This is a genomic window from Staphylococcus arlettae, from assembly GCF_002902345.1.
In the GTDB taxonomy this organism is placed as follows: domain Bacteria; phylum Bacillota; class Bacilli; order Staphylococcales; family Staphylococcaceae; genus Staphylococcus; species Staphylococcus arlettae.
The window spans coordinates 3946-26660 of the sequence record NZ_PPQB01000022.1; the positions used below are offsets into that span (position 1 = coordinate 3946).

A 22715-nucleotide genomic window follows, 5' to 3' on the forward strand; every position below is an offset into this window, starting at 1 on the left:
GTTTCGACTAAAACATGGAGTGGGACAGAAATCTGATTTTGAAAAAATGATTTCGTTGTCCCACCCCGGCAAGGATGACTAGCATTGAAAAAAGCTTGGTTTGAAGCGCATTTTCAATGCAGTCAGCTACTGCCAATATGAAAAAGACTAGGACAAATCAATATTGTCCCAGCCTCAAAATTTATGTAAATGTATAATTTTTAATATTAAAACCGTGCACCTTTGCTTCGAATAAGTATCACAAACGTTACCAAAGTCGACAGCTAAATCTCGGCAACCCTACGGCACATATGATGATCCACTTAATGCTGCTTCCGTCAGGACCTGACATGATTCATGGGTTCATATTGCATAGGACCGAAATCTTCAAACACTACGTGCTTTGGGCAGACTTCACAAAAACGTACCCTTAGCAAAGGAATTAAGTCTCGCGTAAAGCGGATTTCGAGTACAGGGAACCGCTACCTCCCCACCTAGCACGGCAAACTTTATATTACTATAAAATCATTAATTAATGCAAGCTAAACGTTTAAAATGCCTTAATAATTTTTTACACAGTCTTAAAGTATATTGCGCATTTGTTATAATTTGCGACGCCGTGAAAAGTCATTAAACCTAAATTCAGTCGCTATATGTTTAGACACAGTATATTGAAAACGTTCTGTATTTTTTAAATGTACGACGCCTCTAACTGTGGCCGTATATGGTGGTTCGACTGGACCAAAAACACGTTTTTCTTGCTCACCAAACGCTTCAAAAGTAATAGATTTATTAGCATAACTTATCTCTAAGCCTAATGTTTCTTCAATGTGTTGATAAATTGATTGTTGTGCAATATCTAAAGTTATTTTTGGAATGATAGACTCGACTAAATAATCTTCGTCTAAAATTTTAACTTGGCCATTAACCGTTCGCACTCTAACTATATGCCATAGTTTGGCACCCAGCGCTAATCCTAACTTGTCTTTAACCATTGGAACATCGCTTGCTGGAATAAGTTCTAATTTCAGAACTTTTGTCGCGTGTTTGAGTGCGCGTTCGTTTTTCACTTCATTAAAGCTCATTAAATCTGCAAATGGGAACTCAGTTAGCTGTTGATAAATGACAATGGATCCTTTGCCTCTAATTTTTTGAATCATGCCATCACTCACTAACAGATGCAAAGCTTTTCTTACTGTTTCACGTGATGCTTGGTAAGTTTGCACTAAATCATTTTCTGACGGAATTTGATCACCGTATGACAAACTTCCATCTAATATCTCTTCTTTCAATGCTTCATATATAGTTATAAATTTTTTCTTCGTCATAACAGCCAACTCTTTTACTTAATTATTGAGCGATGACTACCGCTCCAAAACCACTTAATATATTATGCTGTATCTCACCATTTTGTACAATATATTCTCCATCAATATTCAAGTCATCTGGTAAGGCAACAGACTCTTTAGAGAAGTTCGCTATAACTAACCACGTTGCACCTTGATAATGGCGTTTGTATACAAACAATTCATTATGGTCCATATAAAGAGGCTCTATACTACCGTACGTAATAATATCGTTGTTATGGCGTAAGTCAATTAACTTTTTGTATGTGTGTAATACTGAGTTCGGGTCGTTAATCGCCGCTTCTACGTTGATGACATCGTAGTTATTAGGAATATCAATCCATGGCGTACCTGAAGTAAATCCTGCATTAGCTTCATTTGTCCATTGCACTGGTGTTCTAGCATTATCTCGTGATTTTTGCCCTAAAATTTCAATGATTTCATCTTCAGCATATCCGTCTTGTTTCATTTTACGATAAGCGTTGAGTGATTCTACATCTCTATACTGACTTATGTCACTAAAGTACGGATCAGTCATGCCGATTTCTTCGCCTTGATAGATATAAGGTGTACCTTGCAACATATGCAGCACAATTGCCAACATTTTAGCACTACTTTGATGCAATTCTGGCGTTGAATCGTCCCCAAATCTAGAAACTACACGTGGTTGGTCATGGTTACACCAAAAAATAGCATTCCAGCCGCCACCTTCATATATACCTAATTGCCACTCCATCAAAATTTCTTTCAATTTAATGAAATCTAGTTTAGCATTCGACCATTTTTCGCCATCAACATAATCTACTTTCAAATGATGGAAATTGAAGACACTACTTAACTCTTGTCGTTCTGGATTCGTATACTTAACACAATTATCGATAGTCGTAGATGACATTTCTCCTACCGTCATCATCGGTTTATCACCAAAAGTACGACGGTTCATTTCATGTAAATACTCATGTACACGTGGCCCATCTGTATAAAATTCTTTACCTATCTTGTCAGAATCTTTAAATTCACCTTTTGAAATCAAATTAATTACATCAAAACGAAAACCATCAACACCAAAATCAATCCAATGATTGATCATGTCATATAGTGCATCACGTACAGCCTTATTATCCCAATTCAAATCAGCTTGGGTAACATCAAAAAGGTGTAAATAATACTCATCTGTGTCAGCGTCATACTGCCATGCATTACCTCCAAATTTAGATTCCCAATTCGTAGGAGGCTGTCCATCTGAAGATTTTCTAAAGAAATAGTAATCTCTATACTGACTGTCTTTCGCCGAATACGCTTGTTTAAACCACTCATGTTGGGTTGACGTGTGATTAATTACAATATCTAACATAACCTTGAGATCGCGTTTATGTGCTTCACTAATTAGTGTTTCAAATTCTTCGATTGTTCCAAAACGTTCATTAATCTTATAGTAATCGCTAATATCATACCCATTATCATTCATTGGTGATTCATATATCGGCGTCAACCAAAGGTAGTCAACACCTAAATACTGTAGATAATCCAACTTTTCAATTATGCCATTAATATCTCCTTCACCATTACCCGTCGTATCATTAAACGATTTTGGATAAATTTGATAAACAACCGACTTTCTCCAGTCGTTATGTGCCATAGTACATTCCACCTTCTTTTATTATTAAATAAAAACTCGCTATAAACGTACTAGCGAGTTTAATTTTCACTTGATATTAATTCAATTACCTACTTACTCTTCTACTAATTCTTTCGTATTATCTTTCGCAAACTTAGAAAAGATAATAGTTAAAATAAATGGTACGATCATTGCAATGACAGTACATAGTAAATACACAACCCAAAATTCTTTTTGAATCGAAATGAACGCTGGTACTCCACCTACACCAACATTACCTAACACACGACTAGCGCCAATAAAGGCACCTAAAATACATGATGTTGTAATAGCTGCAATAAATGGATATTTCAATGGTAAATTGACACCGAACATTGCAGGTTCTGTAACACCTAAAAATCCTGAAACTCCGGAAGTTACTGCAAGCCCTTGTTCTTTGGCCATTTTACGTTTTTTGTAAATATACCAAGCACCGAAAGCTGCTGAACCTTGACAAATATTTGAAATTGCTACTATCGGCCAGAGGTAAGTACCTCCTAACTGACTACCCATCAATTGGAAATCTACTGCCAAGAACATATGATGTAAACCTGTAATTACAAGTGGCGCGTATAATAATCCATAAATGGCACCACCTAACCAACCTGCATGTTGGAAAATAAATGTAACAGCACTAGTAATGCCTCCACCTATCCATAATGCAAGTGGGCCTATGACGATAAATGCTAAAAATCCTGTAATTAACAACGCTACTGGTCCTACTACTAACATCTTAATAGAATCGTGCACACGTTTATTAAGGAATTTTTCAATTTGAGCTAACACATAAGCTGCAAGTAAAATCGGTAACACTTGACCTTGATAGTTTAACTGTTTAATCTCTAATCCAAATAAATCCCACGTTGGAATATTACCTTTTGCAATATCATATTGCGATACTAATTGTGGATTCATCAAAACTAACCCAAGTACTAACCCAAGAATTTGACTTCCGCCAAACACTTTCATACTGCTCCAACCAATTAAAGCTGGTAAAAACGTAAATGCAGTATTGGCAATAACATTTATGATATCAGAAATATCACCGAGTTGCGGAAACTGCTTAACTAACGGATCTGGTCCGAATAAATCTTCCATCGTCAATAAGTTGTTAATCCCCATTAACAAACCGGCTGTAACAATGGCAGGTAAAATAGGTATAAAAATATCACCTAATAATTTAATAAGCCTTTGTACTACATTACCTTTTTTGGCAGCAGCAGCTTTGGCATCATCTTTTGATGCTTCTGTTTGCCCCGTTTCTTCGATAAATTGACTATAGACTTCATCAACAGTACCTGGACCGATTACTATTTGATATTGATTGTCTGCTTTAAACTGTCCTTTTACTAAATTATTATCACTTAACTTGTCCTTATCTACTTTAGCATCATCTTTTAAAACCAATCGTAAACGCGTCACACAATGTGTGGCAGTGTCAACGTTGTCCTTTCCCCCAATTGCTGCAACAATATCTTGAACATCCTTTTTATTTACAGCCAAGATAGATCACTCCCATTCACTTAATCTTTATAGAAAGTATACATGTATAGACAAGTTATGTAAAGGTTTTCATTTTATTTCTTTCACTTTACTGATAACAATGGGTATAAGAGCTATCTTATGAGTTTTAGACAAATAAAAAAGGCAAATATTCAATAACAACTTGAATACTTGCCTTTTGTATCTATTAGTCTTGGATTACTTCTTAATGGCGGAGGAAGAGGGATTCGAACCCCCGCGAGCCGTTAAGCCCCTGTCGGTTTTCAAGACCGATCCCTTCAGCCGGACTTGGGTATTCCTCCAAACGAACACAACATCAATGATATTATAGCCCGTTTCAAAAGTCAATATAATTTTTATATCTATACTGGCGTTTTCTCTAGTAAGTAACTGTTTACAGCATCCGCTACAGCTCTGCCTTCTTGAATCGCCCACACTACTAAACTTTGACCTCTGCGTGCATCACCAGCAGCAAAAATTTTGGCTTGATTAGTTCTGAAATCTTTGTTGTCAGCCACAATTTTGTTGCGTTCAGTTTGTACATTAAACGCGTGGGGTACTGTAGTTTCTGTACCTATAAATCCAATGGACAACAATACTAAATCTGCTGGCCAGTGACGCTCTGTACCATCCACAATCATCATACCTTCATCAGTTTCTTCTAATATTTGAGTATACACTCCTTTGACGTTACCTATATGATCCACATCATAACGCATCGTTTGAACACCGTATGCGCGTGGCTCAAAACCAAATTTCGCTTCGTATTCTTTATGCGCATAATCCATCTTAAAGACCGGCATCGGTAATGGCCAATGGGTATTTTCTTCAAATTCAAAAGCTTCTGCTTGTTTCGTATATTTATTGAATTGGACGATAGATTTACAGTTTTCACGTAATGCAGTAGCTACACAGTCTGCACCTGTATCACCAGCACCAATGACGACTACATTTTTACCTTCTGCTGAAATCGTAGTTTCACTAATTTCACCATTTAAGTACTGTGCTTGTTCAGTTAAATAATCCATTGCAAAATGAATACCTTGGCCCATACGTCCTTCTAATGGTAGATCACGTGCGTTTTGCGAACCTGTACATAACACTATCGCATCATACGCTTCTGTTAAGTCTTCTTTAGAAATATCAACACCGATTTCTATGCCAGTTTGAAATTCGATACCTGATTGCTCCATCACACGAATTCTACGACGCACTACATCTTTATCTAGTTTCATATTAGGAATACCATACATCAATAAACCACCCGCTTCTTGTGCGCGTTCGTATACTGTGACTTTGTAACCTAATTTATTCAACTCATCCGCCGCTGTTAAACCTGCCGGGCCACTACCCACAATAGCTACCCGTTCTTGTTTACGTTTTTTGGGCGGGGTAGGCTGTACCCAGCCATTTTCAAATGCTTCATCTATAATGGTACGCTCAATACCTTTGATTGCTACAGATTCACGATTAATTTTCATGACACATGATTGCTCACAAGGTGCTGGACAAACATAACCTGTAAATTCTGGAAAGTTGTTTGTTTCACTTAATCGTTCATACGCAGTTTTAAAATCTTTTTTGTATACCAAATCATTCCATTCAGGAATATAGTTACCAATTGGACAGCCTATCGTCTCACGACCGAAAGGCTCCCCCGTTTGGCAAAATGGCGTACCACAATCCATACAACGTGCACCTTGTACAGTTGCCTCTTCCCGAGTAAATCTATGTTGTATTGCAGCATGATGCTTTAAACGATCAACTAATGACAACTCATCTAATTGTTGTTTGTCATAATTCATAAATCCTTTAAATTCACCCATGCAAATCCCCCCTTATGATTTAATATACTGCCGACAATGGTTTGTCAGTTTCTATATGTGTGCGCTCATCATTAAATGCTTTCAGCAATGCCTCGTCTAGTTGCGGTGTTGTTTGTTTTTGTAAGTCAATTTTCTGCATCATTAATTTGAAATCTTTTGGTATAACTTTGACTACCTTACTTTCGATATGCTCAAAGTCTTGTAGCAGCGCTTGTGCCTTTTTACTATTTGTATATTTCACATGTTCTTCTAGCATCTCTTTTAATACTGAACGCTCTTCATCGACTGTCACTTCATCGAAATCAAGCGTATCTAAGGCGTGATCTTGTTTAAATTGTTCAATATCTGTTGGGAAGATATAGCTAACGCCGCCACTCATACCTTGGCCAAAGTTTTTACCTACATCTCCTAATACGACAACACGTCCACCAGTCATATATTCTAATCCGTGATCTCCTATACCTTCGACTACAACTTGCACGCCACTATTTCGGATACAGAAACGTTCACCTGCGCGTCCATTAATAAATGCCTTACCATGAGAAGCGCCATAAAAGCATACATTACCCACAATAATTTCATTTTCTCGAGCTGCATTAGGGGCATTGACAATAATTTTGCCTCCAGATAATCCTTTGCCAACATAATCATTGGCATCACCTGTGTGATGAATCGTCAATCCCCTCGGTGTATATGCTGCTAAACTTTGCCCTGCATGACCATTTGTATACACATTGATACTATCTTCAGCCATACCTTCTGCGCCATGAACACGCGTGATAGCACTACCTGTAATAACGCCTACATCGCGTTGCTCATTCTTCAATTGATACTCTCCTTTAAAAGTAGTACCTGAATTTATCGCTGCTTGAGCATCTGGGTATAATTCTGTTAAATCAAAGCCTTCGTCTAAATGATGATTTTGCTCAATTGATTTATGTCGTTCCCCATCATGTTGATACAACAAAGCTTCAATATCCATTGTATTCGCTTTAGGTCGCTGTTTTTGGTAAGGCGCACGTTGTAGTAAATCTGTGCGTCCCACAAGTTCATCTACGGATTTCAAGCCAAGTTGTGCTAAAATCTCACGTAATTCTTCAGCTACAAAATGCATGAAATTCACTACATGATCTGCACGGCCATTAAATAATGCACGTAAATCTTGGTTTTGTGTTGCAATGCCTACTGGACATGTATCTTTATGGCACACACGCATCATAATACATCCAAGTACTACTAATGGTGCTGTAGCAAAACCAAATTCTTCAGCACCTAAAGCACAAGCGTAAGCTACATCTTTACCAGTAAGTAATTTGCCATCCGTTTCTACTTTTACACGTGATCTCAAATCATTCATCATAAGTGTTTGGTGCGTTTCGGCTAAACCTACTTCCCATGGAACGCCAGCATGTTGAATACTCGTTTTCGGTGATGCACCTGTCCCGCCATCATAACCACTAATAACAATTTTATCTGCATAGGCTTTCGCTACACCTGCAGCAATCGTGCCTACTCCTGTTTTCGACACTAATTTCACTGTGATATCAGCATCTTTATTCGCATTTTTCAAATCATGTATTAACTGCGCTAAGTCTTCTATTGAATAAATATCGTGATGTGGCGGCGGTGAAATCAAACCTATCCCTGGTGTTGAACCCCTTACTTCCGCGATCCACGGATAAACTTTACTACCTGGCAGTTGTCCGCCTTCCCCTGGTTTAGCGCCTTGCGCAACTTTAATTTGAATTTCTTTCGCATGTTGTAAATAATCACTCGTCACACCAAAACGGCCTGAAGCTACTTGTTTAATAGCACTTGAATGATTACGTCCTTCTTCGTCAATAATATAACGTTCTGGGTTTTCTCCACCTTCACCACTATTACTTTTACCACCAATACGATTCATCGCTTCCGCTAATGTTTGATGCGCTTCAGCTGAAATTGAACCATAACTCATAGCACCTGTATTAAAGCGTCGCACGATATCACTCGCTGGTTCTACTTCAGTGATATCAACAGGTGTTTGTTGTTTAAACTCCATCAAATGACGAATATGGTCAGTACGTTTAGTATTTACTTCTTCAGAAAAAGCTTTAAATTTCTCATAATCATTTAAGCGACAGGCATGTTGTAATAAATGGATAGATGTTGGATTAAACGCGTGGTGTTGACCTTGTTTACGCCATTGGAACGTACTTCCCGATTCAATATACGGGGATGTCGCACTTTGACGTCCTTTATTTTCTTGATCAATCATATCAATTGAGATTCCTGATAATTTTGATTGCGTACCTGTGAAATAACGATTAACTACATCATGACTCAAACCTACAGCTTCAAAAATTTGTGCCCCTTGATAACTTTGAACTGTTGAAATACCCATTTTCGCCATAACTTTAATTACACCTTCAGATAGTGTGTCTGTATAAGTTTGAACATTAGATATAACTTCACCAGACAAACGACCATCCTTAGTCAATGCTTCAATAGTACGTTGTGCTAAATACGGTACGACCGCATTCGCTCCATAGCCTAATAAACACGCTACATGATGCACTTCACGTGTTTCACCGGATAACGCAACAATACTCGTATCCATACGTAAATTTTGCGTGATTAGCAGTTGATGAATATGACTGACTGCTAGCAATATAGGCATAGCAAAACCAGTGTCATCAACTAAACCACTATCATCAAGCACTATTATTTCCTTGCCTTGTTTCACAGCTGCAATCGCTTGTTCTCCTAACTCATCTAAAGCATCCTCTAAACGACGACTATATAATGTCGATAAGCGCTGCACATTAAAGCGACTATTTTCAATTTTAGCTAATTGCGCTTCTGTTAATACCGGTTTTTGTAATTGAATACGACTTAACGCATCTTCATTAGGTTGTAATAAATTGCCTTCACTACCTAAATAAGACAACTCACTTGTTACTATCTTTTCACGATAAGCATCAATGGGTGGATTTGTAACTTGTGCAAATAGCTGTTTAAAATAGTTGAACAATGATTCATCTTTATCATTCAAGACAGCTACCGGAACGTCATAACCCATTGCCCCAATTGGATCCTTTTTATTTTCGACGATTTCAGTCATATATTTGTCTAGTTCTTCTTTCGTGTAGACAAATTGCTTTTGCAAACGTGATAACGTCTCCGCATCCCACTCCGAAGGCTGATATTGCACTTGAGCTAACTCTAAATCTTCTTTAAATTGGCTTAACCAACTTTCATATGGTAATTCATCAGCGATTCGGGCTTTCAGTTCATTATTTTCAATCACTTTATTTTTGTTGAAATCTACAAGTAACAACTTCCCAGGATTTAACTGCCCTTTGAAAGCCACTTGTTCTTCAGGAACATCGATAACTCCAACTTCCGACGAATAAACAATGTAGTTATCTTTAGTAATAGTATAACGTCCTGGACGTAAACCATTTCTGTCTGTTAACGCGCCAATTTTATCACCATTACAAAACGAAATCATCGTTGGTCCATCCCATGGTTCCATGAGGTAACTGTAATACTCATAAAATGCGCGAACATTGGCATCATTCGTTTTGTTGTACAACCAAGGCTCAGGAATTAACAGCATTGCTGCTTTTTCAGGTTCCATCGCTAACGCTAAAAATTCTAAGGCATTATCGACGATTGCTGAATCACTACCGTCCTCATCGACGATTGCTTTAACTTTATGTTTATCTTCTCCAAAAACAGTATCTACCAATCGTTCTTGACGTGCACGCATCCAATTTACATTACCTTTTATCGTATTAATTTCTCCATTATGCATTAATAGACGATTAGGGTGCGAACGTTTCCAACTTGGAAATGTATTAGTACTGAACCGTGAATGTACTAAACCTAGCTTAGAAATATAAGATTCATGCGTTAAATCTATATATAGACGTTTAATTTGGTCGGAACGCAACCAACCTTTATAAACAATTGTTTTATGCGATAAACTAGTAAAATACAGTGCTAAACCTTGTGTTTCACTGTAATATTCGATTTGTTTGCGCGCTAAAAACAGTGCTTTGTCTACAGTTGGCACATCGTTTAACGCTACAAATACTTGCTGGATCACTGGCATCGTTTTCGCAACATGTGGTGCAATAGCATCAGTATTGACAGGAACTTCTCTATATCCCAGCACTGTCATGCCTTCTTCAGCAAAATATGCATTGAATTGCTCTTCATGCTTTGTCCCTGCAATAGATTCATTAGCAAAAAAGAGTCCTACTGCATAGTGACCTTCAGCCGGCAAATCAATATCAACATGATTAGCGAAAAATTCAAATGGAATCTCTGTCATGATACCTGCACCATCACCTGTCATCCCATCAGCTCCAATACCGCCACGATGATCTAGTCGACGCAACATCTCCAATGATTTATCAACAATATCGTGTGTTCTTTTGTTATCCATGTTGGCATAAAATCCTATACCACACGCATCATGTTCTTCCCTGCTATCATATAAGCCCACTTTTTTCACAGATTCGAGCATGACATTCACCCCTTTTACGAAAATTCTGAATATTTATTACGTAGAATTACTATATAGTACCTAATCAATCTGTTCAATATATAAAATAGATGATATCATTCTAATTAATAGAATGATTGTGTAAAAAGGAGTATTGTCATGGAAATCAAACAATTAAAATACTTTATTGAAGTTGCTAAAAGAGAGCATCTTTCTGAAGCTGCATTAGAATTAGACATTGCGCAATCTGCCATTAGCAGACAAATCAGTCATTTAGAGCGTGAGTTAAACGTAACGCTCTTCAAACGTGAAGGTCGTAATATCCATTTAACAGATGATGGTCATAAATTGCTTGCTGAAGCCAACAAAATTGTTGAACAAGCTGAGGACACTGTGCGGTTATTTCATAACCAATCTGAAACAAACCGTTATGTCATTCGTATCGGTTATGTTGAAAGTTATACTGCTCAAATGCTCGGTTTATTAATTCAAACCTTCGAAGGTCAAAGTGACTCTAAAATAGAACCCATGTTAATGGAAGAAACTGAAATCACAAACACATTACTAGCTGACCAAATCGACGTAGCGTTTATGGATTTATCCACTGATCTTAAACAACATCGAGACCTTGATACCATACCATTATTCGAAGAAACTTATAATATTTGCGTACCCAAAGAAGACCCTATTGCACTGGCAACCAATCCACCTTTATCACAATTCAAAGACAAAATGATTTACCAATTATACGCAACGTCTCAATCAATCAAGCACACCCTTGAACAGCAAATTCAACAGCGCGTACGTATAATTACGCACAAACAATTAGCAAAATATTTATTAACACACAACCGTGGTTTTATAATTACACCGTCCTATCACATTATTGATAAGCCTAACAACAAATGGGTAGAAATCTCTTTGGCTCACACTGAATTAAAACGTACCATTTGTTGTGCGACGCGCAAAGACAATCGTAAACACGATATGGCGTTACTCAAAAACACGATTACCACTTTGTTAAGTCGTGATGCTACATATCATTAATCATATGCATCATATCTTTGATCGTTATACAATTTTTTGAATTCCTAAAATTCAAAGCGTATAATCACACTGTCACAATACTAAATGTTTGGAGTCCGCTACATGAACCTTAAAAGACAGTTTAAATCTCCATTTGTTTGGAGTATTACATTATTTTGTATTATTTTTAGCTGTGTGTTTATCTTCACTTTAGTAAACGACCAAATGTACCGTACACCTATTGGTCAAATTACTAATGTGAAAAACCTTAAAACAGAACACGTTGTCGATGAACATCATAATAATGATACGAAGCATCAAGAACAATTAACCATACATATGTTGAACGGCAAATATCAAGGCAAAACAACGACAATCAAACACGAATATACAGAGTCTCAAGCTGACAGTGAAGCTTTTTCTCCAGGTAACAAAGTACTTATGCATATTGATAAAAAGCCAAGTGATGGCTATATTGTAGAAAAAAAGCGTGATAGTCTCATCGTGGTAGTTATGGGTATTTTTTTACTAGTCATCTTATTAGTTGGTAAAAAAGTCGGTATTCAATCTATTCTATCCCTTATCTTTAATACTATAGCTATATTGGCAGCAATATATCTTCATCTCCAGTTTCCTAACACTAGTTTATTCTGGTTAATGAGTATCGCTATTACATTATCAACTACGATTACCTTATTGCTAATTACCGGTTGGCATTGGCGAACGTTTGTCACGATTATCAGCACCCTTCTGGGCACCTTCCTTTGTATAGGAATTACCTATGGTGTTATTCAAGCAACGGATGGTGCTGGGATGAAATTTGAAACGATGAGTTTTTTAACGTTACCGCCTAAAACTATCTTTTTAGCATCCGTTATCGTCGGCTCACTTGGTGCAGTAATGGATGTAGCTATTACAATAGCGAGTGGTATGTATGAAATTTTACGTCGTAGTCCCAACATCGAGATGACACGTTGGGCATTAGCCGGGCGTAACATTGGTCAAGATATTATGGGAACAATGACCAATATTTTGCTGTTTTCATATTTATCTGGTAGTTTACCAATGATTTTAATTTATTTAAAAAACGCAAATACTATAACTTATACGCTCTCTATCAATTGGTCTTTAGAAATATCTCGTGCAATCACAGGTGGTATTGGTATTGTCTTAACAATTCCATTAACGATTATCTTGATGCAACTGGTCTTCAAATTGCGAGGTGTTAAGCAATGAGCGCAATTACTATTTTAGGTTTAATATTATTTGTCCTGATGCTTATATTTGGAGGTAAAAAAGGACTAATTTCTTACCTTACTTTATTTTTAAATTTTATAATCTTAGTTATTTCAATCGTTTTTATTATTTTTGGCGCACCTATTTACCTAGTTACATTAATTTTTTGCATTGCTATTGCAGCGTGTAATCTTTTTGTACTAAATAGCTATAATATTAAAACACGTGCTGCGTTTTACGCTACTATCCTAACGACTTTATTATTAATTATAGCCATTTATTGTTCCGTAGCTGTCGGTCACTTACAAGGGTTCACGATAGAACAACAAGACGAAACATATATCTTTTCAATGAATATAGGCGTAGATATGGTAAAATTTATGGTCTTTACTGTTATTTTGGCTGTCATTGCTGCAGTAATTGATTTAGCCATCACGATTAGTTCACCCATTTATGAATTGTATGATACCAATCCGCATTTAACACAAAGCGAATTATTTCATTCCGGTATGCGTGTAGGTCGTGAAATATTAGCAACATCTGCCAATACCATATACCTCGCGTATTTTGGTGGCCAGCTGACATTATTCTTTTGGTTTTTCAATTTGAAATACTCGTTCGGCCATATTATAAACTCTAAAATTTTCGCACAAGAATTTGTCACTATTTTACTTGGCGGTATTGCCGTTGCTATAAGTATACCTATAACTGCATGGTTAACATCCTGGCTGATTGTTAAAGAACAACGTAGTACCAAAACAACTTATAATGATAAGTAATGCGAGAAATATTTGAGTTAAAAGAGTTGTGTGGCAACATGTTATCAGTTCAGCCACCTACTGACAATACGACATGAGGCTGGGACATTATTAATTTGTCCCAGCCTCATTTTGCTTGTCTAAGTGCAACATTAACGGCGTTGCTTGAACTTATTCATTTCGCCATAAAAATAAGCTTGTTCACCGTGCACTGTCTCATCCAGTCCAAGCTGTTCTTCATCTTTGGTCGTAGCCAGTGAAGTCCAATAACCGATACAGCGTGCAAGTATATATGTCATAACTACACTAAATATAATAGTGACAAAGACCGCTAAGAATTGGCTACCAACTGCCTGCCAATGACCTCCTGCAAGTAAGCCGTCTTCAATGGAAGGATTTGCGTTTTTGGATTGGAAAACTCCGGTTAATAACGCCCCAACAATACCTCCAATTCCATGAATCCCAAATGCATCCAACGCATCATTATAGTTGAGTTTCACCTTGATGTAGTTAATGACTAAATAACAACAGCCACCACCAATTAAAGCCATGATTATTGCTTCTGTATAGTTAACAAAGCCTGCTGCTGGCGTAATAGCCACAAGCCCAGCTAACATACCTGACAACATCCCAATTAAACTTGTTGTTTGTTTGGATATATATTCTAATACTGACCAACCTAATGCACCTGCACTGGCTGCTAAGACAGTATTTACAAAAGCAAGTATTGCAATATTATCTAATGTAAATGCACTTCCAACATTAAAGCCATACCAACCTAACCATACGAAGATTCCTCCAATTAAAGTAATGACTAAATTATGCGGAGGTCGTTTATCTACATTATGTCCAGCCTTAATCATTACAGCTAACACTAAACCTGAAACACCGGACGTAATGTGTACTACTGTACCGCCAGCATAATCAATCGCACCTAAATGTTCGATCCATCCGCCTCCCCATACCCAATGAGCTACTGGGCTATAAACAAGCAATACCCATAAACCTACAAATATTAAGTATGGTATAAATTTCATTTTTTCAGCAATCGAGCCTGATAAAATCGATACCGCTATCGTACAAAACATTAATTGAAATAACATAAATAAAGCTAATGGCACATGCGGCGACAAACTTTCATGTGTAGCAAATCCTACGTTGTGTAATCCTAGAAAACTAAAATCTCCTAACCACCCATTGCCTTGACCAAAACTAAGCGAAAATCCTGCCAAAACCCACACAAAAGTTACAATGACAATAGCAGACATACTTTGCATTACAGTATTTAAAACATTTTTAGATTGCACTAAGCCACCATAAAAAAGACTTAGTCCCGGTGTCATTAACCACACCAGTAATGTACATAGAAAAACAAACAATGTATCTGACATATTCATATACTTCACTCCTTTTTAGGAGCATATACCGTTGATAGTGCAAAAGCAAAAATGCGTTATGAAACGTAACATAGTGTGTCAATTTTCATAACACATTACACATCATTCAAGTTATTATTTGTTTTAAAATATACACGCGTTTGTCTTCTAACTCACCCTCACCACAATATTGATAACCACAACGTTCATATAATCGTTGTGCTTGTTCATTTGTGTCATTGACCGCTAAATAAATTTCGGTAATCATAGGAAATTGTTCATGTATGTATTGTGGCAACGCTTGGATTACTGCTGTACCAATGCCGAGATTGCGATAACGCGCGTCGACACCAAATGAACGAAAAAACACTGCTTGTTCATTTGTAGTATACGGTTTTATCCCTTCACCAAAATGCAAAGTAAAAAAGGCGATGCACTGCTGACGATCATTGTAGACCAATGTCGGACAACGTTCATTATCAAGCTCTGCTAATTTAATGTTATCTTCGGGTGTTTTAGTAAACTGTCTATCGTGGGATTGTATATAAAAATCCATTACATCTTGAATTAATTGTGGTCGATAACTTTCAAAATACATATTACTTCCTCTTTTCATTATCTTCTGATTGCAACCAAGTTAGTACAGCTGGTGCTATACGTGTCACATCATCTTTTTTTATCCACTGTACATCAGTAATTTCACTTGCAGGTTCGATGTTCTGCCAATTGATGTCTTGGGTTGTACTAAAGCAAATCAGCTTAGTCAATGTATTGGGTTGAGGATAGGCCTCACCAACAACAATATTACGATAATACAACTCATGTTCCGCTACAGTTAAACCTAATTCTTCTTCAAGTTCTCTTACGAGTGCAGCGGTCAACGTTTCATTATCATCAATTTTACCACCCGGGAAATAATATTTAGCTCTATTTCTAGCTTGTACAAGTAATAATTCAGACTCTGTTTCCACTACTAAACATACACAGGTAATCATGTCGTATCACACCTTCTAGTTATTTCCAATTACAATATTTTCATTCGTTAGTATTGTTATGTTATCATATTGCAGTATTGAGCGAATAGCTCAACTTGCAATCAAATAAGACATACAACATAACTATAAACAAGTATCACCAACGACAGATAAATGGAGGTAACATCATGGCTAAAAAAACAAAACTACATCGCGTCTCTAATTTCATTAATTTTACTGGAGTTGCGATAGAAGGATTTAATTGGTATGCATATCGCTCTAACAACAAAAAACTGCTTTATGCGAGCATGGCCATTTCAACAACTGGTGCTATTTTAGATTTTTATACTGCATTAAAATCACCACGAAAATTTGTAAAATTATTTTCTACTTTTACCTTAGCAAGTACATTGGTCACTACGGTGAAGCGATTAAAATCAATGAAATAAAAAAATAGCGTAAACACTAGAGTCACACTCTACGTTTACGCTATTTTTTATTTAATGTATAAATTTATGATTTGCTACTTGTGATGCAGAAACTGTTCTAAAAGTTTTAACACCTGGAGCTGCACTATAGTTCATTTCCGAAACATAGACACTTCCATCGCTATTAACACGTTCTACAAATGCTACATGACCATAATATCCAGCATCAGTTTGCAAAATAGAACCGACTGTTGGTTTACGATCTACTGTATAACCATCTTGTGGCGCAGCATTGTCCCAATTATTAGCATTCCACCAATACGTGCTAATACCTTTACCGATTTGAGCACGACGATTGAATACATGCCATGTACACTGACCCCAATCATATAAATTAGAGTGATTAAACACTGGCGTCTTGTAACTCGTACCTGATGATGTAGAACCACCAGAAGTACTTGAACTACCAGATACTTTCAAACGCTGGCCTGGATATATGAAATAATCAGACAATCCATTAAGCTCCATAATTTTTTTGTAAGTTGTTCCATACTTCGCTGCAATCGCAGATAATGAATCTCCGGATTTCACAGTATAATAAGATGTTGTCGATGTATTTGAACTTGTTGAGCCAGATGTAGAAGTTGATGTAGATCCTGAAACTTTTAGGCGTTGTCCTGGATAAATAACATAATTATTTAAACCATTTAAACTCATAATCTTTTGATAAGACGTGCCGTACTTAACTGCAATTGAAGATAGTGAATCTCCAGATTTCACTGTGTAATATGTAGTATTTGAGCTCGTTGTTGTCGAACTAGACGAACTTGTTGTCCCTGATACCGTTAATACTTGATTTGGGAAAATAACGTTAGATGTTATGTTATTGAGTGATTTTAATTTTGAAACTGACATATTATATTTATTCGCAATCGACCAAAGTGAGTCCCCACTCTGCACTTTATACGTCGTTGCTCCTTCTGCATGTGTTGCGGCTACTGCTGCCACAGCACTACTTCCAATGACCGTCGCAATGATTTTCTTTTGCACTTTTGATAAGCCTCCCTAATACTGTAAAAACTTAGAATTCATTTCTTTTCTTTTCATATTATACACGTCCTAATTGTTAATTAGTATATTTTTTTGATGACATTATGATTACAAAGCATTTTAAAAATTAATTAAAAATATACAATTCAATTGTTCGCCACTATATTTTTACAGTACCATTTATCAGCGTGCGTCATTACGTTAAACCTTAATACCTTCTTTACATGCCTTGAATTATGGCTGGTCAAAAGTTTTAATTTCAATATTTTCAATACCAAAATAATGTGCTAGCATCGTTCGGTAATTCGTATGATCAATTGCTATTTTTTTCTTATGCTCACCTTTAGATATCGTAACATTGCGTTTAGACATTGTGACACGCCCATTTGTGAGTGCCTTACTAATAATTAATTCTCGTACAAAAATAGATTGTGCATCATATTGATTAAATTCAATACCCGAAGCAAAATCAGCAAGCGTTTGAGATTCAGTCGCAGCTTGATACTGTATCACCCATGCACTACCGTTATATTTCAAAAACCGATAATTCATCTGGTCTACCCATTCAATTTTAAAGTAACCATTAACATCTTCGACAATTTTTGATTGCGATAATGGTAAAGCTTGTTGTGGTACATCTGCGTAACCCACATCTGCCACAAAATCTCCCTCTGGCAAAGTAACGATAAGTGACATATGTGAACCTTCCATAGCCCACCCATCACCTGTATGAATTGTTGCTGCTACCATTTTGACACTAAACCCTTTTGCAGCTAAAAAATTACGAAACAAACGATTTTGCTCATAACAAAATCCCCCACGTTGTTCGACAATAATTTTGTACAACATACTTTCATCATCTAATGCAATAGGTTGATTGTTTTGCACATTAATATTTTCAAACGGTACGTGTAATACATACTGCTGAATAAGATGGTTCAACGTAGTCAAATTCACTTCACTATATGTCCCGAGATCCGCATTTATATAGTCCTCTAACTGTGAAAAATCAGTCATCTTAAGTCACCCTTTTCAATATCATTTAATTTTATAGTGCACCGTAAACTATAATGAAGCAATAGCTTTGCTTAAACAATTAAAGCCTTTCGCTAAACAAAAAATCAAACGCTTATATAATATAAACGTTCGATGCCATCGTTGTTTTCATTTATTTTGAGAGTACTAATTCCATAATCATTAATGTGCCTTTACGCCACTGAACACGTTGGCCTGAATCTTTAAATTGACATTTTGTATAAAGTGCCTGTGCAGTTGTATTATCTATATTTACACCTAAAACTATGCTAGTTATATGTGGATAATATTCGGCAATAAAGGCAGGCAAATGTTGCAAAGCTGCTGTTGCATATCCTTGATGTAAAAAACGTGTATCAGTAGAAAAACAACGTAACAATAATGTTGAACTGTGTGTTGTGTAGGATTCAAATTCATGGTGCTCTTGTAAGGCGAAATAGCAAACTAAATGCCGACCTTGATTGAAACACACAATCGGATGATGCTTGTCACTAGCTTGTTGGATATTATTATTCGGGTAATCAGTATACGCCAATTGTGCTTCTGTTAATTCATATTGCTCTAACTGTCGCTTATGTGCTGTCGCATAGTTTTCTAATTGCATTATTTTCACCCCTAATTTTTACTTCTATTGCTGACTTGTATAAAAATTTATCATTAATGTTAAAGTCTGTCACTTACCATTCAGCGTTTATGCAGATTGATGATAAGAGAAAGCGGGACAGAAATCTAATATTATTAAAAAGATTTCATCGCCCTACACTCCGCCAAGAATTTCTAGAATTAAAAACGCTAGATTTGAAGTGCATTTTCAATGCAGTCATCTACTACCAATATGAAATGAGACTCCTCAATGTAGAAAAAACTTAAGTAACTGTTCTTTTTTGTTTATATATTGGCAGTGCTTTGGGCCGACTCCTGCGGGAATAGCACTTGCCGAAGACTACAGGCTAAGGCAGTGCCCGCGGAAAGCGTGCACAAAAAACTGCCAACAAAGTCAGAGACTTTATCGGCAGTTTTGGAGTGAGACAGAAATCTAATGATGTCCCACCCTTGTACTTTTATGTGACACTATATAAATTGAACAACAAAAATCAAGACAATGACAATAGGTAAAATAAATTTGATTAAATAATACCAAGGACTAAACAGTTTAAATTTATCGCGTCCAAAATAATCACGTAAAGCTTCCTTATCCAATAATTGTCCTACCACTAACGTCGTTCCAAGAGCGCCTATTGGCATCAAGATATTAGAAACTAAGAAATCCATATTATCAAAAATCGTCCCTGCAGCAAATTGAATATTACTCAAACTACTAAATGATAATGTAGCAGGTATACTAATAGCAAAAACAAGTATACTACCTATCACCGCAACACGCTTACGCTTAGTATTATCATTTTTAGTAAAATTAGAGACATTCAATTCTAACAACGAAATTGAAGATGTTAACGCTGCAAATAAAAATAGTATTAAGAAAATTAAATAAAACCCTGCACCAAAAGTCATTTGTTCAAATACTTTTGGTAACACTATAAATAACAGCCCTGGTCCTTCTGTCGGTTGGTAACCGAAAGCTGATATAGCTGGGAATATTGCTAAGCCAGCTAAAATAGATACTAAAATATTCATTGCTACTATAGAAAGTGCTGATGTTTTGATTGTCATTTCTTTCGAGGCATAACTAGCATAAGTAATCATACCCGTTGTTCCAAGTGATAATGTAAAAAACGATTGCCCTAGTGCAAGCAAGATTCCTTCTACCGTAATATCTTGAACTCGAGGTTCTAAAATATAACGCAAACCACTCATCGCACCATCAAGTGACAATGATTTTAGTACAATTAATATTAAGAAGATAAAGAGTAATGGCATCATAAATTTTGATGCTTTTTCTAAACCTTTTTCTACCCCTAACATAACAATCACCGTCGTTAAGAGTATAAATATCCCTTGTCCAACTATTGTCAGCCATGGATTACCAATAAGTGCTTCGAATTGTAAGTTGCCAATTTGATTACTTTGTAACGTTACAATGTGATATATCACGGTACAAATATAAATAATAATCCAGCCACCAATAACACTATAAAAACCAAATAAGATAAATACTGCTAAATTACCATTCCAGCCTATAATATTGAGCCATTTTTTCCCGGTTAGTTTTTCGTAAATCTTAGTAGTGTACGTTTGTCCCATTTTACCGACTGTAAATTCCATAATTAGTAACGGTAAGCCTACGAGCAAGGTAAAAATTAAGAACATTAATAGAAATGCTCCACCGCCGTTTACCCCTGCCATATATGGAAATTTCCACATAGCTCCTAGTCCAATAGCGGAGCCAGCACTTGCTAAAATAAAGCCAGTCGATGTCTTCCATTGTGATTGTTTAGCCATTTCCAACATCCTTTATATATAAAACTTCATTGCGTTAAAGCGTTCAATAAACATAGAATCTACTATACCATTTTTCAAAATTGAACACAATAGTATCTAAAGAAGTTAGCAAATGTACTTATAATTAAAAAAATCCCATAGATATCACTTTGGTTTAGGTTAATTGTCAGAAATTTCATTGTATTTACACCGAAATTATGGTATATTGGTATGCGTTTTGTGCAAGATTTATCTTTATCAAAATAGTTTGATTTTTCTAATAATTGAGGTAATTGAAATGAACAAATTAATATTAATATCTGGTTTCATGCTATTCTCATTCTTTTTTGGGGCAGGTAATTTAATTTTCCCGCCGATGCTCGGATATACTGCTCAAAGTAACATGTGGATAGCGATGGCCGGATTTGCAATAACTGGTATTTTAATGCCTTATTTAACAGTTATTGTCGTAGCTTATAAAAATGGCGGTGTAGAGAGTATTGGAAATAAAGTGCACCCCATTTTCGGGTTAATCTTTGCGATATGCATTTATTTATCAATCGGTGCACTTTATGGTATTCCTCGAGCGGCTAACGTAGCTTATGAAATTGGCACAAAAAACTTACTACCCGTACATAATCAGTGGACACTTATAGCATTTTCTATTGTTTTCTTTTTCATTGTGTATATCATTGCACTTTATCCAAGCCGTATAATTGATAATTTAGGCAAATATTTAACACCCATTCTGATATTTATAATCGCACTATTATGTGTGTTAGTCTTTATTAACCCTGAAGGTTCCGTCCAACAACCGGGAGGAGAATACACATCAACACCAATAGTCTCAGGTATACTCGAAGGCTATTTCACAATGGATTTAGTAGCTGCACTCGCCTTTTCGGTAGTTATTGTGCAAATGTTTAAATTAAATGGTGTGAATGATCATAAAACATTAGTCAAAAGTGTCATTAAAGCCGGGTTAATCTCAGCGCTATTATTAGTAATTATTTACTTTTCATTAGCTTATCTCGGCGCTTCTACCACACATCCTGGTTTCAAAAATGGTACTGATATACTAACTTTTAACTCATTACGTGTTTTTGGCACTTTTGGTAACTTAATCTTTGGTATCATTGTCATCTTGGCTTGTCTAACGACTTGCATTGGTTTAGTTAATGCCTGTGCCGCATTTGCAATGGAAAAACTTCCAAAGATTTCATATAAATCGTTTGTACTGATTTTTTCACTTTTAGGTTTTTTAGTGTCGACACTTGGCTTAAATCTAATCTTACAATTTGCTGTGCCATTGTTAACATTTATTTATCCTACATCAATCGTATTAGTACTGATTTCGTTACTTAGTATTTTCATTAAATTTGATATGCAATATACTTTTATAATTCCAACCATTGTGACTTTAATCATTTCAGTACTACAAATAGCTGTCGATTATGACTTATTAAATATACTCAATAGTCTCTATCATTTATTACCATTAGCAAATATCCAATTAGCATGGCTTATACCATTTATTGTGTTAACAATCGTTGGCCTCGTTATTGATTATTTCCTAAGTAATAACGCAAAACCGGAAACTCACCAAAATTAACGTTCAATTTATAGCGATGGCTGCCCTAAAGGCAC

The 22715-nt window shown here is 36.2% G+C and carries 17 protein-coding genes, 1 tRNA gene and 1 other RNA gene; 5 read left to right on the forward strand and 14 right to left on the reverse strand.

The genetic code is table 11. The annotated features are described in order from the left end of the window. Positions 1-212: 212 nt before the first annotated feature. The 7 genes from ffs to gltB form a co-directional block, all read right to left on the reverse strand. Positions 213-482: signal recognition particle sRNA large type (gene ffs / locus CD036_RS10175), an RNA gene on the reverse strand. 99 nt (positions 483-581) lie between these two features. After that, the gene (treR, locus tag CD036_RS10180) at positions 582-1307 is read right to left on the reverse strand and encodes a trehalose operon repressor (protein WP_021459291.1); all 726 of its coding nucleotides are present in this window, start codon (positions 1305-1307) and stop codon (positions 582-584) included. A gap of 22 nt (positions 1308-1329) precedes the next feature. Continuing rightward, positions 1330-2964, reverse strand: a complete 1635-nt coding sequence (gene treC, locus CD036_RS10185) for an alpha,alpha-phosphotrehalase (RefSeq protein WP_021459292.1) — start codon at positions 2962-2964, stop codon at positions 1330-1332. A 93-nt stretch (positions 2965-3057) separates the two neighbouring features. Continuing rightward, positions 3058-4485, reverse strand: coding sequence for a PTS system trehalose-specific EIIBC component (treP, locus tag CD036_RS10190; protein ID WP_103388567.1), 1428 nt, complete (start codon positions 4483-4485; stop codon positions 3058-3060). A gap of 209 nt (positions 4486-4694) precedes the next feature. Next, positions 4695-4787, reverse strand: a tRNA-Ser gene (locus tag CD036_RS10195). A gap of 60 nt (positions 4788-4847) precedes the next feature. Beyond that, positions 4848-6311 carry a glutamate synthase subunit beta gene (locus tag CD036_RS10200; protein WP_103388568.1) on the reverse strand — a complete coding sequence of 488 codons (1464 nt, stop codon included), beginning with the start codon at positions 6309-6311 and terminating at the stop codon, positions 4848-4850. 19 nt (positions 6312-6330) lie between these two features. Beyond that, on the reverse strand, positions 6331-10827 hold the full coding sequence (gene gltB / locus CD036_RS10205) for a glutamate synthase large subunit (RefSeq protein ID WP_103388569.1): 4497 nt from the start codon (positions 10825-10827) through the stop codon (positions 6331-6333). Positions 10828-10965: 138 nt separating this feature from the next. Here gltB and gltC point away from each other — a divergent pair, with 138 nt between their 5' ends. The 3 genes from gltC (at position 10966) to CD036_RS10220 (ending at position 13847) form a co-directional block, all read left to right on the forward strand. Then, positions 10966-11853 (forward strand): glutamate biosynthesis transcriptional regulator GltC, encoded by an 888-nt coding sequence (gene gltC, locus CD036_RS10210; protein ID WP_103388570.1) that lies wholly within the window; start codon positions 10966-10968, stop codon positions 11851-11853. Between the two features lie 102 nt (positions 11854-11955). Continuing rightward, positions 11956-13068 carry a YibE/F family protein gene (locus CD036_RS10215; RefSeq protein ID WP_103388571.1) on the forward strand — a complete coding sequence of 371 codons (1113 nt, stop codon included), beginning with the start codon at positions 11956-11958 and terminating at the stop codon, positions 13066-13068. Next, positions 13065-13847, forward strand: a complete 783-nt coding sequence (locus CD036_RS10220) for a YibE/F family protein (protein ID WP_103388572.1) — start codon at positions 13065-13067, stop codon at positions 13845-13847. The genes CD036_RS10215 and CD036_RS10220 overlap by 4 nt, the downstream gene beginning before the upstream one ends. Before the next feature lie 131 nt (positions 13848-13978). On the opposite strand, the gene CD036_RS10225 is transcribed toward CD036_RS10220, so the two are convergent. The 3 genes from CD036_RS10225 to CD036_RS13190 all read right to left on the reverse strand — a co-directional run bounded on the left by CD036_RS10225 (position 13979) and on the right by CD036_RS13190 (position 16197). Continuing rightward, positions 13979-15223 (reverse strand): ammonium transporter, encoded by a 1245-nt coding sequence (locus CD036_RS10225; protein WP_103388573.1) that lies wholly within the window; start codon positions 15221-15223, stop codon positions 13979-13981. A gap of 106 nt (positions 15224-15329) precedes the next feature. After that, a complete protein-coding gene (locus tag CD036_RS13185; protein WP_151508175.1) occupies positions 15330-15800 on the reverse strand; it encodes a GNAT family N-acetyltransferase in 471 nt (156 codons plus the stop codon). 1 nt (position 15801) lies between these two features. After that, positions 15802-16197, reverse strand: coding sequence for an NUDIX hydrolase (locus CD036_RS13190; RefSeq protein WP_021459300.1), 396 nt, complete (start codon positions 16195-16197; stop codon positions 15802-15804). A 167-nt stretch (positions 16198-16364) separates the two neighbouring features. Between CD036_RS13190 and CD036_RS10235 the strand changes: the two genes are divergently transcribed. Next, on the forward strand, positions 16365-16625 hold the full coding sequence (locus tag CD036_RS10235) for a hypothetical protein (protein ID WP_021459301.1): 261 nt from the start codon (positions 16365-16367) through the stop codon (positions 16623-16625). A 51-nt stretch (positions 16626-16676) separates the two neighbouring features. On the opposite strand, the gene CD036_RS10240 is transcribed toward CD036_RS10235, so the two are convergent. From CD036_RS10240 to CD036_RS10255, 4 genes are all read right to left on the reverse strand, one after another. Further along, positions 16677-17654 carry a LysM peptidoglycan-binding domain-containing protein gene (locus CD036_RS10240; protein ID WP_103388574.1) on the reverse strand — a complete coding sequence of 326 codons (978 nt, stop codon included), beginning with the start codon at positions 17652-17654 and terminating at the stop codon, positions 16677-16679. A gap of 234 nt (positions 17655-17888) precedes the next feature. Further along, positions 17889-18671, reverse strand: a complete 783-nt coding sequence (locus tag CD036_RS10245) for an arylamine N-acetyltransferase family protein (RefSeq protein WP_103388575.1) — start codon at positions 18669-18671, stop codon at positions 17889-17891. A gap of 151 nt (positions 18672-18822) precedes the next feature. Further along, entirely contained in the window at positions 18823-19293 is a 471-nt protein-coding gene (locus CD036_RS10250) for a GNAT family N-acetyltransferase (protein WP_103388576.1), read from the reverse strand. 467 nt (positions 19294-19760) lie between these two features. After that, the gene (locus CD036_RS10255; protein WP_103388577.1) at positions 19761-21089 is read right to left on the reverse strand and encodes a sodium-dependent transporter; all 1329 of its coding nucleotides are present in this window, start codon (positions 21087-21089) and stop codon (positions 19761-19763) included. A gap of 277 nt (positions 21090-21366) precedes the next feature. Between CD036_RS10255 and brnQ the strand changes: the two genes are divergently transcribed. Next, a complete protein-coding gene (gene brnQ, locus CD036_RS10260) occupies positions 21367-22680 on the forward strand; it encodes a branched-chain amino acid transport system II carrier protein (protein WP_002509932.1) in 1314 nt (437 codons plus the stop codon). Positions 22681-22715 lie beyond the last annotated feature (35 nt).